This is a genomic window from Wolbachia endosymbiont (group B) of Hofmannophila pseudospretella, assembly GCF_964028515.1.
Classification (GTDB): domain Bacteria; phylum Pseudomonadota; class Alphaproteobacteria; order Rickettsiales; family Anaplasmataceae; genus Wolbachia.
The window spans coordinates 37,616-54,085 of record NZ_OZ034788.1 but is presented as its reverse complement, the minus strand read 5'-3'; the positions used below and the strand labels follow the sequence as shown (position 1 = coordinate 54,085).

The 16,470-nt window shown below is 33.3% G+C and carries 9 protein-coding genes and 5 pseudogenes; 11 read left to right on the top strand and 3 right to left on the bottom strand.

Features of this window, described 5'->3' with window-relative positions:
* Positions 1–13: 13 nt before the first annotated feature.
* Both ABWU24_RS00210 and ABWU24_RS00205 read left to right on the top strand, forming a co-directional pair.
* The gene (locus tag ABWU24_RS00210; RefSeq protein ID WP_353274225.1) at positions 14–139 is read left to right on the top strand and encodes a hypothetical protein; all 126 of its coding nucleotides are present in this window, start codon (positions 14–16) and stop codon (positions 137–139) included.
* Positions 136–363: an ankyrin repeat domain-containing protein gene (locus tag ABWU24_RS00205; RefSeq protein ID WP_353274768.1), complete on the top strand. Its 228-nt coding sequence runs from the start codon at positions 136–138 to the stop codon at positions 361–363. Before ABWU24_RS00210 ends, ABWU24_RS00205 begins: the two co-directional genes overlap by 4 nt.
* Here ABWU24_RS00205 and ABWU24_RS00200 read toward each other — a convergent pair.
* A complete protein-coding gene (locus ABWU24_RS00200) occupies positions 329–952 on the bottom strand; it encodes an IS5 family transposase (protein WP_264330994.1) in 624 nt (207 codons plus the stop codon). The genes ABWU24_RS00205 and ABWU24_RS00200 overlap by 35 nt on opposite strands.
* A 443-nt stretch (positions 953–1,395) precedes the next feature.
* A complete protein-coding gene (locus ABWU24_RS00195; RefSeq protein WP_341810987.1) occupies positions 1,396–2,784 on the bottom strand; it encodes a hypothetical protein in 1,389 nt (462 codons plus the stop codon).
* Positions 2,785–2,997: 213 nt separating this feature from the next.
* Between ABWU24_RS00195 and ABWU24_RS00190 the strand changes: the two are divergent.
* The 5 genes and pseudogenes from ABWU24_RS00190 to ABWU24_RS00170 all read left to right on the top strand — a co-directional run.
* A pseudogene (locus ABWU24_RS00190) lies at positions 2,998–3,099 on the top strand (hypothetical protein); the annotation flags it as partial.
* Positions 3,100–3,254: 155 nt separating this feature from the next.
* Positions 3,255–3,802 (top strand): annotated as a pseudogene (locus ABWU24_RS00185) (IS630 family transposase); the annotation flags it as partial.
* A 214-nt stretch (positions 3,803–4,016) separates the two neighbouring features.
* Positions 4,017–5,537 carry a hypothetical protein gene (locus ABWU24_RS00180; protein WP_149168922.1) on the top strand — a complete coding sequence of 507 codons (1,521 nt, stop codon included), beginning with the start codon at positions 4,017–4,019 and terminating at the stop codon, positions 5,535–5,537.
* Between the two features lie 8 nt (positions 5,538–5,545).
* Positions 5,546–12,391: a latrotoxin-related protein gene (locus ABWU24_RS00175; protein WP_353274223.1), complete on the top strand. Its 6,846-nt coding sequence runs from the start codon at positions 5,546–5,548 to the stop codon at positions 12,389–12,391.
* A gap of 22 nt (positions 12,392–12,413) precedes the next feature.
* On the top strand, positions 12,414–12,569 hold the full coding sequence (locus ABWU24_RS00170) for a hypothetical protein (protein ID WP_167495309.1): 156 nt from the start codon (positions 12,414–12,416) through the stop codon (positions 12,567–12,569).
* 181 nt (positions 12,570–12,750) lie between these two features.
* Here the strand turns inward: ABWU24_RS00170 and ABWU24_RS00165 are convergent, their stop codons facing one another.
* Positions 12,751–13,593 carry an Rpn family recombination-promoting nuclease/putative transposase gene (locus ABWU24_RS00165; protein ID WP_353274221.1) on the bottom strand — a complete coding sequence of 281 codons (843 nt, stop codon included), beginning with the start codon at positions 13,591–13,593 and terminating at the stop codon, positions 12,751–12,753.
* A 113-nt stretch (positions 13,594–13,706) separates the two neighbouring features.
* Here ABWU24_RS00165 and ABWU24_RS00160 point away from each other — a divergent pair.
* The 4 genes and pseudogenes from ABWU24_RS00160 to ABWU24_RS00145 form a co-directional block, all read left to right on the top strand.
* Positions 13,707–14,277 (top strand): annotated as a pseudogene (locus ABWU24_RS00160) (helix-turn-helix domain-containing protein); the annotation flags it as partial.
* Between the two features lie 61 nt (positions 14,278–14,338).
* A pseudogene (locus tag ABWU24_RS00155) lies at positions 14,339–15,191 on the top strand (IS630 family transposase).
* Between the two features lie 19 nt (positions 15,192–15,210).
* Positions 15,211–15,552: pseudogene (locus tag ABWU24_RS00150) on the top strand (transcriptional regulator); the annotation flags it as partial.
* Positions 15,553–15,717: 165 nt separating this feature from the next.
* The gene (locus ABWU24_RS00145; protein ID WP_353274219.1) at positions 15,718–16,374 is read left to right on the top strand and encodes a RadC family protein; all 657 of its coding nucleotides are present in this window, start codon (positions 15,718–15,720) and stop codon (positions 16,372–16,374) included.
* Positions 16,375–16,470: the final 96 nt, after the last annotated feature.

Sequence of the window (16,470 nt, the reverse complement as noted above, 5' to 3'; positions counted from 1 at the left end):
CATTGGGGGGTTTATGCAAATATCTGAGCTTACTACAGAAACTTCAACAACTATAACAGAGGTTTCTATTGAGAACCCAAACAGCGAATTATTTGATGCTGTAAAAAAGTTAACCTTGATAGAGTTAAGGAGCTTATAGAAAGAGGAGCCAGCATTAACACTAAAGGTAGTGATGGCAATACTCCTTTACACTTAGCTGCTAAAGTTGGTAATTTGAGTATAGTAACCTATCTTGTGGGTGAAGAAAGAGCTGATATTTATGCAAAAAATCAATACGGACAAACACCTATATCTCTTGCTGCTAAAAATAATCACTTAGAGCATGTCTTCAAACCAAAAAATGAGCTAATTTGTGAAGTATAATAGTGATCATATTAAAGAAGATATTAGTTTTTGAAGTGAGGGGAGAATGCTCATAATCCTTGTTCATACGTCTAAAATTGGAAAGCCAGGCAAATGTCCGTTCTACGATCCAACGTTTAGGAATAATCTGAAATCCTGTATCAACCAATTTCTTGGCAATTGTTAGCAAACATCCAGTTTCCAATAAACATCGATTTTGTAATTTACCTGTGTACCCTTGATCGGCAAAAAACTTTCGTAAGGTTGGGGCTTTGCATTTAGCCTGAGCAAAAAGATCTAGAGCACTATCGCGATCTTGAATACTTGCACTGTGTACTTCAGCAGCAATTACAAGACCCACAGTATCTACAATGATATGGCGTTTTCTGCCCTTTATTTTCTTTCCAGCATCGTATCCCTCTCGATCCCCTTTTTGAGTCGTTTTTACTGACTGGCTGTCTATTATTCCCACTGATGGAGTTTCATTCTTACCGATTATCTCTCTTACTTTTTTAACTAGAAAATCATGAATTTCTTGCCATATTCCACTTTTTTTTAAGCGCGAATCACAACTATACACGGTTTTCCATGGTGGAAAATCTTTAGGCAGTTGTCTTCATTGACATCCTGTTCTCATCATATAGCGGATTGCGTTAACAATTGTTCTAATACTATGTTTTCTTGCTCTGCCGGTCTTTTAAGGTTCAAAATATGGCTCTATTATCTTCCATTCTTTGTCACTTATGTCGCTTGGTACATCTTAAAATATATCTTATACCATACTTCTTAACTTCTTTCTACTCAGTTTCAAGACGGGCTCTAACAACCCCAACTTTGATTTTAGTATTTTTTCTTGTGTTGTACTCATATCTGACACTCCTTTAAAATTTGTTTATATTTTTATCTTACTTTATTACCCTGTCAGATTAAGTTTAAACTATTACATCTGCAATCTCTCCTATTTGACCTACCAACAATGAGTATTGGTATTAGCAATGGGATAAAAAACAAATAGCAAACACTGAAATTAAATAAGTACATAAGCAAAGTGCTCTAGTTCGTTTGTGTATCCCTATAACTATCAAGGGCTCTCTCTGCTTTTACATTATTTTGAATATTAGAGCTAGGTTTATCTCCTTTTTCTTTCTCATATAATGACCACCCACATAGTCCAATTACTGCAGGTACAATAAGTGCTGCTAAAAATATATATGTTTGTGTCACAAATGCTAATGCTATAATCAAAGCTGAAAGAGATGCTGATAAAGTGAAATACACAGTTGACCTGTGACGTTGAATGTTTTGTGTCTTATTTTGTACTCTGTCAGATTTCACATTTTCTCCCCTGTAACAATTTTTATCTAGCACCTTTTCATTAAATGCTCCACTAAACATTAACACAGTTTCTCCTAACGTTCTTCTAGTAAGATTTTCCTCCACTGCAATATTACCTCGTGCGGATAATGCACCATTACCAACGTATCCAACTCCCTCACCCATTATAGATTCTGCAAACTTTCCTTCTTTTGATACCCTACTTGGCGCGCTAAGATCACCATAATTAATAGCAATGCTTTTGATGCCACTGTCGCTTATCAGCTTATTTAAATCTTGAGTATTTCCAGTATTGACAAATATCCCACAAAATCCTGAGTATTTTCCACTATCTTGCTCTATTTCCTTAGCAGCTTCTATTGCTGCATTGACAAAAGCTATTTTTGCTTCTTTTTGCTCATCATTACTCAAACCACTCAAAAAAGCATTAGGTACCACAATGCTTAATCCTTCTTTATGTTTGGCAGCCATTAAGGCATTCAGTTTTACTACGTTTTTAAACTTATCTTGTAGCTCAGATTTTCTGCTACCTATTAACTCTCGACTTCTAGCAAAATACTTGTAGTCTAAGGTATTTCCTTTTAACTTAGGAAAAGTAGTATAATGAACAACGCTTTCTATAGGATCATTCAGCAGCTTTCCTGAATGATCTAAATGTTGTGTTACTTCAGCCCTTATAACTATATAAGAAGATTTTTTCTGTAGCTCTCTCCTATAATCTTCAAAACTTTTATATTTAGATGGTATTGTTACTCTTTTACCAGCCTTAAGAAGCTGAATATCATGCACTTCTTTTGCGCCAATACGATCCTTATCATATATTAAATCTATTTTTTGTTGTTTATTTTTAATCTCTTTTGCATATACTGTTTTAGTTGTGTTATCTATTACTATATCCGCATCCACTCCTTGTGTAAGCTGCACAATAGGGGCTAATTTATTATCAGTTATCATGCACTTCCCAGTGTACGGATTAGAACAACAGCCTTTTTTAGACCCTAGCCCAAACATTTCCATTAGTGGCCTTCGAATTTCATAATGCAATGAATAAGGAGTTGTGCAAAATGGAATTTCTTTTGTTTCTTCCTGAATTAGTCTAAGATTCATAACCTCCTCACTTTACACATTGTAGTATCATTAATGATAGCATTTTATAAATCAGGAGTCAAGCATTCCAAACAAATATAAGCTACATATACAAAGCACAAAGATTTTTGAAAATAGCTCTAAATAGAACTCTTGTATTGTGAATCAGATAGCTAAAATGCTGCTAGATAATGGAGAAAATGCTAACTTGAAAATCAGGATTGTGTACCATTACACCTTGCAGCTCAAAAAGGTTACAGAGAAATTGTCGAAATTCTGTTAAACAATAATGCAGATCCTGAATGGCTTTGTTGCATAGCTGTCAATAAGATGTAGAGATGGAAGGAATTTACAAGGCAAATTCGAAAAGAGGCATACCGATATCAGTAAATTTATTAAGTAATACCAATTCCCATTCCCACTATACAAAGAACGGATAGACAATAATGGAAAAAAAGCCATACTAAAGTAAGTGAAGTAGCGAGGTTTAAATGGCATTAAGATCAAAATTATTGGATGAAAAAGTGAGCAAAAGAAATGCTGAAGAAAGTAAGGAACAATGCATATGTTTCAAAAAAACTAAATGCTGTAATTGCGGCAAAAAAGCATAGTATAACGGCTGTAGCAAAAATATATTGCATTTCAAGAAGCGCACTAACTTCGTGGATAAAATTCTTAAAATTTGGCAGAGAAGAAAAACTGTTTGCTCCTCCACAACGCCGTAAAAAAACTAAATTAAATCAGGCTCAACTACAGCAAGTTGAAGCATGGATAGAAGAAAATCCTAATATTACCATTAAAGAAATGAGAATAAGAATCCAGGAAAAGTTCGGATTAAATATCAGCAAATCTACAGTACACCGCCATATACAAAAGATGAAATTTTCATATATTACACCAAGACCAGTACACAACGTACAAGATAAAAGTAAACAAGAGGAATTCAAAAAAAAATCTCAATGAAGTTATTGGCAAGTATCCAGAAAAAGAGCTATTTTTCTTTGATGAATCAAGGTTTGGCACACATTCGAAAGTTGGGCTCTGTAATATCTTTCTTCATAGGTAATCTCCTAAATTGAAAGAATTACTTGGAGTTTACCCACTTTCCAGCCTTTTTTCACTTCTTTCTAACCCATAGTTGGGGTTAATAGAATTTTTTTTGTGCCGTTAAACTTTACACAATTTTTTAGCTGTGTTTTATCTTGAACCGATAGAAAATCATAGTATATTGAGTATTTTAATCGGGTTAGGTAATGAATTACACTCTAATGCCATCACTTAAGCATAAAGCTCTTGTGGAAATAGCTATTACGTTATGGAATCAAGATGATGCCTGGGATTTAGCGTCAAAGTTTTACTTCTCATCACCAATCCTAAATGTCAGTGAAAGAAAAAGAGAATGGCAAAAGGTAGAGGATGAAGTGATAAAAAAGGTACTAAAACTTCCGCTGCCAGAATTGTTAAAAAAGGAACTATCAAGTTTTGTTGAAGCAATAGGTTGGCAGATACTCATATGGAAACAATATCATAAAAATCTTTTAGGTGGCAAAGATGCTAGAGCAAGCTTAAGCAAGCTTTGTTGGACACCACAAGGCACTATTGATAAAGAGAAAACAGCAAAGATATTAGTGCAAGATGAAAATTTAGATATTGCTAAGCGCTATAGATTAGCATGCACTTATTGTTTAGAAGATAACATTCTCACCCTATGGAAACAAATCAGTGGTAGGAAACTCTATGGAAAAGATCTTAGGAAAATAAGAATAAATGAATCACCTCTAGTATCGTTCTGGTCCCATCATATAGAAGAAGAAACAGCTCAGTTAGGCGATATAATAAGAAGATATTGTCAAGATGATAGTGTTACTCATTATGAGTATGCATTTCGACGTTCAGCAGTTAGTGGCAATGAAGCAGCAACCAGATATTTCCTACAAAAGTTAACTCCTGAAGAAAAAGATAAGGTCTTAGTAAGAACTGCAGAATATGTGGCAAAAAGACGTTGTGACTGTGTTAGTGAGTTTACAGATTTTTCCAGGGAGAATTATATTGATGTTTTGTGCTTTTTACTTTCAGAAATGGATAGAGAACAACAAATGGAAGTGTTCAAGAGCTGCTCTTATGAAGTGCTAAAGTGCTTTTTGGATTGGCCATGGCAGAGTTTTTTTATGGAAACAGCGCAGCATATGTGGGCTTTCCTTTCTGAAGAAGGTTATGATTGTTTATTGAGAGTAATCGTTAATAAGATGATAGATGGTAATAAAGATTACAATTATCAAAAGCTCTTTGGAATATTTTGGCAGCAAGGTCCTAGTACTCACACAAAACATGTAATAGATAAATGCGGATCAGGTGGGTTATTATTACTAGACTTATTTAAGGTTGAAGATGTGGAAAATATCAAACTGATCTTTCAAGATGCAACTCCCAAAGAGAAAGAAAGGCTTATTTTTTGTAGTAGGGGGCAAGATATTTGCCAAGATTTGATTTATGGTGATAGGGGGGGATTTATTGAGTTCTTCATTCGAGAATGTATATCATCAAAAAATGAAATGGTAAAATTTAGGGAGGAATTTAAAGAACGTATAACATGGTGTTGTTCAAGAGAGGAATTTACAAAGAGGAAAGATAAATGGGATAAGTTTTTTCAATTACTGGATAATCTTATTCAAGAAAATGATAAAAAGAGAGGAATAGAAGGAGAAGAAAGTAGTCCAGCAAAGAAACTTCGTAGTATAGAACTTGAGGAAGTGACACACAGTATGAAGAAATAGATAAGAAAATGCCAAGAGCAACAGCTGAAGCGAAACATATTGAACACAAGCTTGAGTTAATAGAATTATTACTCACTGAACCAATTAATCCAGGTAACGGTAAGGGTAACCCTGTTCTCTCAGTAAATTTCGATGCACCTAAGGGATTTGCTGAAAAGTTTAGTTTATTTCTTCGTGAAACTCCAAATATTGGTTCAACATCTAGTCCTGAGTTTTTTATTCATAGCATATTAGGATCGATTTTAACCCTTCCTAATAGTGGTCTAGTAGAAAAGCTTGGCATCAATAAGGTGTATATTAAGCGTACTAATTTGAAAGTAGAGGGATTGAAAAATGAGATTAGCATTGTAAAACTATGCTTTTTTCTTGAAAAAAGTGGAAGAAAACAAGTGGTTCTTAGAGCTTTTACAAATGATCAAATTACAGGTTATGGGGATTTAAAACGGAAATATTGTTATAATGATGATGAACTTAAAGAGATAGCAAAAACACTAGAGATCTCTGACATAGATAACACAGATATAAATGAGTATTCGTTTCATATGCGTACTGAAGAAGATTTAGGCAACCTGTCATTCGAACTATATAGAGAACAAAGAGATAGAGTAAAAGAAAAATTTAAGGATTTGGTGTCTTCTCCATCTCAAACTAGTGAATTTGAGGAGATCAATATAGGTCGGTCTACAAGTCTTGAAGGTGCATTTAAACAGCTTTCTGATAAGAGTATAGATCAAGTAATAGTTGGTATTAGAGAAATTTTTCTTGAACTGGCCGAAATATACAAAAGTAATCAGGGAAAGTTTTCACTGGGCAACTCAGAAGCAGCATATCATGGGTTTGTTTATGGAGCTTTAGCATTAAATTTTAAATATCGTTATGGTCTTAATTGTTATGTTGAACGTGCTGCAGGTAACGGACGTGCAGATTTAATACTTATGTCACGTACAAAAGATGCAAATGGTAGGATAAATCCTAAACCTGTTCCAGTAGTTGTTGAGTTTAAAGGAGAAGGTCATACTGCTGATGAAGCTATAACACAGATCAAGAACAAAGGTTATTTGTATAACCTCAGCATTAGAACTAAAGCAGAAGAGGCGGTTATAGTGGGAATTAGTTATGCTGAAGTAAAGACAGAACAAGCTAAGATTTTTCAATCCCAAGGTTTTGTGCATCAATTATTAGAAGGTGCTAAAGATTTTGATGGCAATGAAGCAAAGGAAAATTTAAAGGCAGAACTAAAGAACTTATATCACTTGATACCAAGTAAGGATAAAAACTATTTAAGCAAACTAGTGTTCGGACAGATTTTAGCTATGGATAGTATAGATAAAAATATTTTCACTTATCAGAATGAAGATAGAAGTATAGGAAGAGAGGCTACTACATTTCTACTATTCAATCAAGGGGAAGATAGAGCAGTAATATTAAATATTATAGAACGTAGTGGTGAATTAAGAGAACTTAGAAGGCAAAAGAGATTTGACAGTAATAAAATTCCTCCAATTGATGAACTGGATATTGATTCTGCAGTTAAAATCGACCTGATAATAAACACAGGAGTAAAGAATAACCTAGGTGGGTTTGAAGTAGGAGAAAGAAAAGATAAGTCTTATTTTCAGGATATAAATATAAAAGAAGTCTCTCATAACTCTAAAAATAGATACAAGGGTAAATTTGAAAGAATAGGGAATGTTGACGTAAATAGCTTAATTGAACAATTACGTGGAATTGATGTTGTAGACTTGCTTAAGGAAAGTAAAGATGAAGAGATGATGGGAAATAAGTTAAAAGAGCCACTATCTCCTTTAGTAGAAGCTTTATTGCCTTTTAAGGAATTAATAAAAAGAGAAGTGGACTTTCAAGCAATAATGCAAGGGTTATTGATAAATGGAAAAACGCAAGATGGTAAAGAGATTAAAGTGTATGTGGAATCTAATATATCTTCATTAGGGAAAATGGACCTGGCGCTATCTTTTACATATTTGCAAGGAGATGAATCTACTATTGAGGAAGATGAACCAATTATCATAGAATTAAAATGTGCTAATAGTAGTGTAAAGAAAAAATTAGGACATGCAGAAAAACAGATGAGTGACAAATATAAAATTCTTAGATCTTTTACTGATAAGAGAACAGCCAAGTTTTTAGCCATGGTTTTTAATCAATCTAGTAGGTCCGATAAAGATTTAATTACAGCAAGCATAAAAAGTATTGAAGTCTATCATACCACATCTCAAGGTGAGATTAGCTCTCCCGAAAGAGGTGGTGCAAGAAAAAGGCTAAGGCTTGAAACTGGGCCTCAAATGGAATGTTTAGAAGCTAAAAGAAGAAAAATAAGAAATATAGGCATGTACTGCATAGACTCACGTGATGAAGAAAATATTACAGAGGAAGAAAAAGAGCAACGTATTAAAGAGTTGTTTAATGCTAACAAGGTAGCGGAAAGAGTAAAGAATATTGAGTTTTATGATCAGCTTTTCAAAGTTTCTGAACGAATCTCTAGAGGTGAAGCTACAGACCAAAATGTTGAAGAAGCATTTATTGCAAAGGTTAAAAATGTAGATCTAAATTCAATAGACCCAGAGATCAAGGATATTGTAAAGGAGATGAAAGAAAATAAAGAAGAAATCAAAAATATTCTCAGAGGATATGGGGTAGCAGAAAAAATAGGGAAAGTAGCAGAAAGTGCAGGTTTTGCCTTTACAGTATTTTTAGTTGGTAAACATATAGCAAATGGAGATGTAGAAGGCCTAGGTTATGATGCATTAAATCTCTGGGTAATGCCAAAGATTGGTGAGAAAATCTCTGGAAAAATATTAGGATTAGGAGAAAAACTTGATTCTCAAATGCTAAAGGGGTTTGCCCCAGTTATGGGACCTGCTATAGGTAACTTTGCAGCATTTTTAGGGTTAGCAGAGTCGATAAAAGCTCGGGAAAGTGCAACGAATCCTGTAGATATAAAGATTGCTGACCTAAACATCGCAACTAACTCCATTTTTATAGCTGCAGATGTACCTGCGATTGTTACTGAGACAATGTCAGCCGTAGGAATAGAAGCTGGAGTAATGGGAGAATTTGCTGGTCCAGTTGGTACTGCTATTTCAGTTGCTGTTATTATTATATCGCAATTTGTAGAAGCAGAGCTTGAGGTAGAGAAATTGGAAGAGCACATAAATCTTACAGATCAGGAGAAGCATGATTTGTATTGGGATTTCTTTCTTGGTAAAAAAGTACCAGATTATATAGAAAATGATATAGAGGCAGAAAGTATATATAAACAATATGTATTAAAGCTTATAAGCCAATATAAAGGTAATTATGATAAAATAGTTATGTCGCTGCCTTATATATTGGTTACAAAGGAAAAGCGTGTTTATGGGGAAATACAACTCCTCAGAGTTTATTGTCGTACTAACACAAAAATAGTTGATACTAAGTTTGATTTTGGATTCAATACGAATGTTACATATCCATTTCATATCAGTGATATTAATTCTAGAGTGATTCCTACGAACATTGAAAGTTATAGTGTCGTTTGCGGACCACACGATAGCGATATTAAAGTACAAATTGATAATCCTCCCTGTACTGACTGTGTTGTAAATGGAATTGGCTCAGGATGTGATAACTTATATGATCATAGTAATGTATTACTAAATAGAACATTTGAAAAGTGGTTTTTACAAGAATACCCTAGCGACTGTTATAATGCGGTTATATACAGAAATAAGAATTTCCGTGGGTATGGAAGCGTATACTATATAACAGCTCAAAATGCTAATATTAATGTTGTTTTTCAAGAAAAGGATATTTTAAATGGTGATCGAGGTAGAAGAGGTAAGGTAGAAAATAGGTACTATTTTGAAAAGTCATTAGATAGTTGCAAGGTGTATAACTCAGGTAGAAATTTCTTTTACATAGCAGGGAAGTTCTCTTGTGATTTAGGAGCAGATAGACAAAAGAATATAGTTATAACACAAGGTAATCTTACTACAGATTCAATAAACATACATTCTATTATCGGCAGTAATAGAACTAATTATATAAAGTTCTCTAATGCAGATTATGTAGATGGTAAGGGTGGAAATGATATAATAACAGCAAAAAACTTTGCTACAATAAAAGGTTATTTTGGTGATTCTATTCACGGAAGTGGCTTAGTATTATTGCCGATAAATTTTAGTGATATAGATAAAATAACTCATGTTAACGACAGAACAAATATTTATAATAAAAGTGGAGATTCTATAAGTGTAGATAAACAGACATTAATAAAAACAGCAGATGGTTTGTTTGTAACTCCAACGAAAGTAGAGAGTAATACTGGAACAGTAGCAAGTCTACAAATAACAAAAAGCGTTGGTAGTGATGTTATATTAGATGATGAGTTAGATAAGTTGCAAACAATAGATAATCGGAACTTTAATATTACAAAGCAATTATCAAGTACTAATTATCGTAGTACTATAGGTAGTTTTAGTAATCATATTTTTTATCCTGATAAAGAGCACCATAATTTTTACTGGGAAGCTCCAAGTAATATAAACCATCTTTATCTTTTCGATGAAAAAAGTGCTAATATTACGATTGCTCAAGCAAATGGTATATTAGACTTTAGTCAATTAAATAGCACATTAAATGATATACAATTTGCAGAGAATAATGAAGGAGAAATAAAGATTAACAAAAGTAGACTAAATGTAACCCTGCTACCAGATTATAAAGATGTTACGGTAACATTTGATAGGGAAAAATATTATAAACTTCAGAATGGTGAACTAGAGCGTGATTATTGTTCTCATAGCTTAAAAATAGATGGAAGATTTAGCGTTAATGGTACTGATCTGTTAAATCATTATAATTGTTTCACATTTGATTCAGATAAGGTGCTTTTTTTAAAACTCAATAATGATTTGCTATTGTTATCAGATAAAGGAGCATTATCAATATCAGATTACTATTCTTTTGTTCATAGAAACTGGGATTTATCTATAGAACTAAACAATAGAATTATAGAACCAGAAGAATTTGGAGAAAGAGCTGATGATTTTAGTTCTTTCAGGTATTATAAACCAGATGAACAAGGGTTACAGATTTATCATAATCAGCCTATTAATAAGAATGATATTGGTTTAGTTGATTTGAAAGGTAAGTCTATATTAGATTTCGATATGAAAGTTATGAATGATACCTTATTGCTATCACATAAAAATAACACTCTTGTAAAAGTAGAGAACTGGAATACTTATCAACCAGCAAGAGAAATGATGTTTGCTTTTAATGATACAATAGTTTCTAACTCAAAATGTATAGCTTCTACTTGCAATCCACAAGATGTTATAATGGACTTTAATAAAGAAAAACAGAAACAGTATTCTCAGCTAATAAAAACCTCAGGGCCTGAAGAAGCAAAGTCACTTATAAGAAAAGCTATCCAGGAGAATAAGTCGAACTTGCTTGAAGCTCTTCTTGATGGTATGAGAAACAGGGATGATAGATATACTCTTATCAATGCTAAAAACGATTTCGGCGAGACATTTCTGCACCTTGCTATCTCTCAGTGTTTTGTTGATAACGGCGTTAATAACCTAAAAGATACTAAGTTAAAGATTGTAGAGCTGCTGCTTAACAGTGGTATTGATGTTAATGCTCAGGATACCCAGGGCAAGACGTCTTTGCACCGCGTTGTCCTTCTAATGGGTTATTTAGTTCAAAATAATCATGATTTTAGTTTGTTACAACTTCTGATTTTTAAAAATGCTGATGTTAATATTCGTGACAATAATAGTAAGAAGCCTTTAGATATTGCAAGAGATAAAGGTTTCACAAACATAATTTCCTTTTTAGAGAAGGCAGAAAGAAGAAATGAATACGTTGCACCAAAGCATATACGTCATCATAAAAGACATGCTTATCATAGAGGGAACCGTCATCGTTATTCACCTATTGAAAAGACAACAAAAGCTAGAATAGAAGGAAAAGCTATAGTAGGTAAAATTGAGTCTATGATAGATGAAAAAAGTCCTACAGTAGGATATGATGATGTAGAGGTTATGGTAGTAGGTGGCATAGAGATTGCTGCAATAAATAGAAAAAAAATCAAAGTGAATAAGGCAGAAGAGGTGCGCTATAAGAAAGCTACAAGCAGAGCAAGTGCACTATCTTCATGGATAAACAGTTTGTTCGGTTCAGTAAAAACCTCAATAGGTCGGTTATTAGATTCTAAACCTACATTGTCTGACGGAGTATCAAGTACTACAAGTCCAATCTCACAAGTTGATTCACCAGTAGATATAAACGGCACAATCATGTTACTTGATGTGCTTATTAGAAAAGTTACAGGTCAAAAATACATTTCTACAGCAGATCAGCACGTATCATTACTGGAAGCGCAGGGCTATGCATTAAATATTACAGAGGAATTTGAGAAAGTAGTAGAACAAGCTGCATTAAAAAGTGGCATATCAATGCATCGGTTAAATATTGATTTTGTTGAAATACAGAAAGAAGTTACAGGAAAAATCATGAGTGGTAAATTTGATGAGATTTCGGGGATTTTCAACTCATATGTAGAGAAAGCATGTTCTGGTAAAGAAGCTGGTAAATTAAGTCCGAAGAAATTTGAAAAGTTTATAGCTCAATTTAATAAGGGTCTGCTAAATCAATCAATAGAGCAGATATTACACAACAGAGATGGTAGATTAGAAGTTGATGGTACAAAAAAACAGCAGATAAGTTTAGAGCCTCAAAGTTATTTAAGTAATGCTTCAGTTCACAGCCATTCAAAGGACAAAGTATCAACTTGTCTTTCTGATGTAGGAGTAACCAAGCTTGGAAATACTTTGAGTAAGTAGATGAGAATATGGAAGGTATAATATGCCAAATAGTGAAAAGCTTATAATAGAATTTAAAGTGGAGGTGGTAGATCCCCTTAGCAAGTTTGATGGTTCTAATACTAACATGGATGAAGTAGGAATGAGAAGTACAAGACTAGAATTGGGAAATAAATGGTTAATGTACTATCAATATTAAACTTACGGTATATATCTTTAATATGTAAGGCTGAATAAGAGGGTAACGTTATGATAGTAATTTATATAATTCTATGTGCAATCTTTATAGCCATTTTAGACAGTTCACTAGATTCTTAATTAGGGGACATGTCTAACTTAGAAAAGGTTTTTATAAGTGTTAAAGTGAATAAGTAGGAATATTATGTTTTTTCTTTGAGTTGTGAAATTTCAGAATGAGAGAGACCGGTAATTTGAGCTATAACATCAATAGAGACACCGGCCTTGAGTGAGTTTTTTGCAACTTCGATTTTTTCTTCTTGTCTACCTTCTTGTTTAGCATCATCGAGTTTTTGAGCGAGGACAGCCTGTTCATCACGAATACGCTTGATCTCCTGTTCATAGGCGATAAATTCTTTTTCTGACCAGTTGAATCTATTTAGTTCTTCATATGCTCTTTTAATTATTAGATCACTTCCTATTATTCTCTCTAGCTCTTCTTCACTAGTTTCGTCTGCATATCTGAAAAAGTATACCCATTTTTCAACTATACTTGAAAGCTGATCTTCTTTGGTTTTTGGAAATTTAGGCAACTCAATAAATATAAAGTAAAAATCTTTTAGATCATGTTCATTAGTATCTTCATCGCGAATAGTATGCTTTGATTTATACTCAGACTTATCAGGAAATAAAATACAATCTGCTATAGCAATAAAGATAATTTCTTTAAGGTCATGGTATTGATCACCTTTATCGGCTTGTCTTGAATAGGCTTTAGCAGCATAGTATTGAGCACGTTTTTCAAAGCCCTTAGTTTTAGCGACCTGCATTTCGACTATGACTTGTAGCCCATTTTCATCCCTACAAAGAACATCAACAATGCTTTGTTTTTTAGAAGCAATATCAGGATCCTGTATTGTACTTTTGCCAGTGAAGCCAAGGATATCATTAAGGAAGTGAATAAGAATGTCCTTATTTTTTTCAGTGCCAAAGATGCGCTTGAACGATATATCATTCTTTGGATCGAGAAACTTCGAAAGAGCCATGAGAAAGTAAGATAAAAAGCATTAATAATTATACATAATTGTGAAGAAATATTCAACTAAAATGCAAACATTTTGTATATCTTTATTTGGTAGTATTAACCTGTATAATATTTATGGCAAACATCTCAATAAGGTATCAGATAGCAGAAAAATTAAGAAGTTGTAGGTTAGCAAAGGGATATACTCAAAAGGATTTAGCAGAGAAAATCGGTGTAACATATCAAATAGTACTACAATATGAAAAAGGAACACGTAAAATTTCGATTGAAAAGTTGTGCGCTATAGCAAAGGTGTTATCAATTAATATTACGGATCTTATTCCTGTATCAAATGAGAAAATCTGTTTTGAAGATGAGGGAGAGAAAATATTAAATCTAGTAAGAAAATATAAAACGATTAATGATCAGGAATTACATAGAATGTTTTGTTTACTAACCAAATTTGTTCAAGTTAGTGAGAAAAATAGTAAAAAAACGGAGAGAATAAAAATTGCAAAAGGTCTGGTTAAAGGAGGAGTTTCTGTTGATATTGTTGCAAAAACAATTGGTCTCTCTGCTGATGAATGTGTTGAAGAAAAAGGAGGTTCTATTTACTGCCAAATAGGAAAGAAGATAAAAGAATGGAAGAGAGTATACTCAAAAGGATTTGGCTGAGAAAATGGATACAACACGTGACGAAATAAGTATAGCTCTTCTCATAATAATCCAAACAAGTTAAGATATGGATTTATGGTAGTGGGGTTTGTATGCCAGCAGCGTATAGTTACGACTTAAGGAAAAAAGCAATGGAAGCATTGGATGAAGGAGAAAGTAGAGCAAATGTTGCCGAGAGATTTAAAATTGGAAAAACGACTCTATATGAGTGGCAGAAAAGACGTAAGGAAACGGGAGATTTTCATTCAAAAAAGCCTGGAAGCGTAGGATATAACCATAAAATTACTGACTGGAATGTTTTTACCAAATTTGCAAAAAACCATGGTGGCAAAACTCAGTCAGAGATGCTGGGGCAATATCAGTAGACAAACGATTCACCGTGCACTTAAAAATATTGGATTTACAAGAAAAAAAGACCTACGGATATAAAGAAAGAAATGAAGAGAAGCGAGCTCACTTTTCAAAGGTTATAGCAACAAAACGTCATGAAAATCTTGTATATATTGACGAATCTGGAATAGATAATACAGAAGACTACCCATACGGATACTGCAGAAAAGGAGAGAGGTTTCATTCACTAAAATCAGGTAAAAAAGCTCAGCGGGTCAGTATGATTGCAGCTCTAAATAAAGAGAGAATCATTGCTCCATTGACCTTTGAAGGATATTGCAATGAGGATGTTTTCGAGGCTTGGTTGAGCAGTTTTTAACTCCAATTTTAAGGTCTGGCCAAACTGTAATTCTTGATAACGCTACTTTTCATAAATCTAAAAAAATAGATAATCTTGCTAAAGGAGTTGGTGCTGAAATTCTTTATCTTCCTCCATATTCTCCAGACTTTAACAAAATTGAGCATCAGTGGTTTGCTATAAAGAACAGAGCTAGAAAAAATATCCCTATTTTTAAGTCTTTCCGTCATGCTGTTGATTCTGCTTTTTTATTCTGACTATTATGAGAAGAGCTATAACTATGAACAAGGAAGGATTGCTGTTCCACTGGGAAGATTATATGAGATAGCAAAGGCGTTATCGATTAATATCGTGGATCTACTTGAACCAGCAGAAGATGCAGATGAAAGAGTAGGAAATGAATTACCGAATTTAATTGAAGAATACAAAAAGATTGAAAATCAAGAACTACGTAATGAACTAATAAAATCTATGTTTGAAAGCATACAAATTTGTGAAGAGAAAATTAGAGAAGTAGAAAGAATCAAAATTGCAAAAGACTTAGTAAAAGGAGGAATTTCTATTGATATTATTTTGCAAGCGGTAGGCATCTCTTTAGACGAAATTCAACAAGTTTAAAATAAAAAAATCATCATATATTAATATCTTCACTTCTTAATGAAAAAATAAGTAAAAAAGATTGAGAAATTGATTTGACTTCACTCGAAAGCTATGGCCTCATGCCAATGCTGATAAAGCAGTAAATATTTAAAAAAAGTTTGTTGTTAGTGAAGGGTAAATTATATGAATAAAAGTAAAGAAGAAATCGAATTCAGAATATTAGAAAGCAAAGGCAAAGCACTACTTGATCGTGAAATAATGGAAACGTTTCTAAGTGCAGTACATGAAAGGCCGCAAGCTCAAGAAATTGCTAAAAATCTGGTGAACACTTATACGGGAGTAGGAAGGATTTTAGGTAGAGAAATGGATGACCTGAAAGTTATAGAAGGAGTAACTGATTCTGCAGTAGCAATGATTATGTGTGTTAAGGAAACACTAGAAAGGGTACTGAGAGAAAAGCTCAAGAGTGAGCCAATAATGGACTTACAAGGGCTAGTAGAGTACTTAAACGTAAGTATAGGACACTCAGAAAGGGAATGTGTAAAAATACTGTACTTGAATAAAAGGCGCCAATTAATCGGAGAAGAATCCTATATTGGTGAAATGGAAAAAGCACCAGTATACATAAAGGAAATTACAAGAAAGGCATTAATGAAAAATGCAACATCAATAATAATGTCACATAACCATCCTGGAGGGAGCTTAGAGCCATCAGAAGAAGATCAAGCAGTAACGAAGAGCTTAGCAGCAGCATGTAGTACTGTAAGCGTAAAATTGTTTGACCATATTATCATCACAAGTGGAGGCTATTTCAGCTTTCGAGAAAATGGATTGTTATAGTAGAAAGTATTTGCAAATCTACTCATTATAATTTATAATGAGTAGTAAGATGTATAAAGTTTATTGTACGCTTAAAAAGTATTTTTAATATGAGGT

Coding starts and splice junctions, on each gene's coding strand:
- ABWU24_RS00195 (WP_341810987.1), bottom strand. CDS start 2,784: ATGAATCTTAGACTAATTCAGGAAGAAACAAAAGAAATTCCATTTTGC.
- ABWU24_RS00175 (WP_353274223.1), top strand. CDS start 5,546: ATGCCAAGAGCAACAGCTGAAGCGAAACATATTGAACACAAGCTTGAG.
- ABWU24_RS00145 (WP_353274219.1), top strand. CDS start 15,718: ATGAATAAAAGTAAAGAAGAAATCGAATTCAGAATATTAGAAAGCAAA.
- ABWU24_RS00170 (WP_167495309.1), top strand. CDS start 12,414: ATGCCAAATAGTGAAAAGCTTATAATAGAATTTAAAGTGGAGGTGGTA.
- ABWU24_RS00165 (WP_353274221.1), bottom strand. CDS start 13,593: ATGGCTCTTTCGAAGTTTCTCGATCCAAAGAATGATATATCGTTCAAG.
- ABWU24_RS00210 (WP_353274225.1), top strand. CDS start 14: ATGCAAATATCTGAGCTTACTACAGAAACTTCAACAACTATAACAGAG.
- ABWU24_RS00180 (WP_149168922.1), top strand. CDS start 4,017: ATGAATTACACTCTAATGCCATCACTTAAGCATAAAGCTCTTGTGGAA.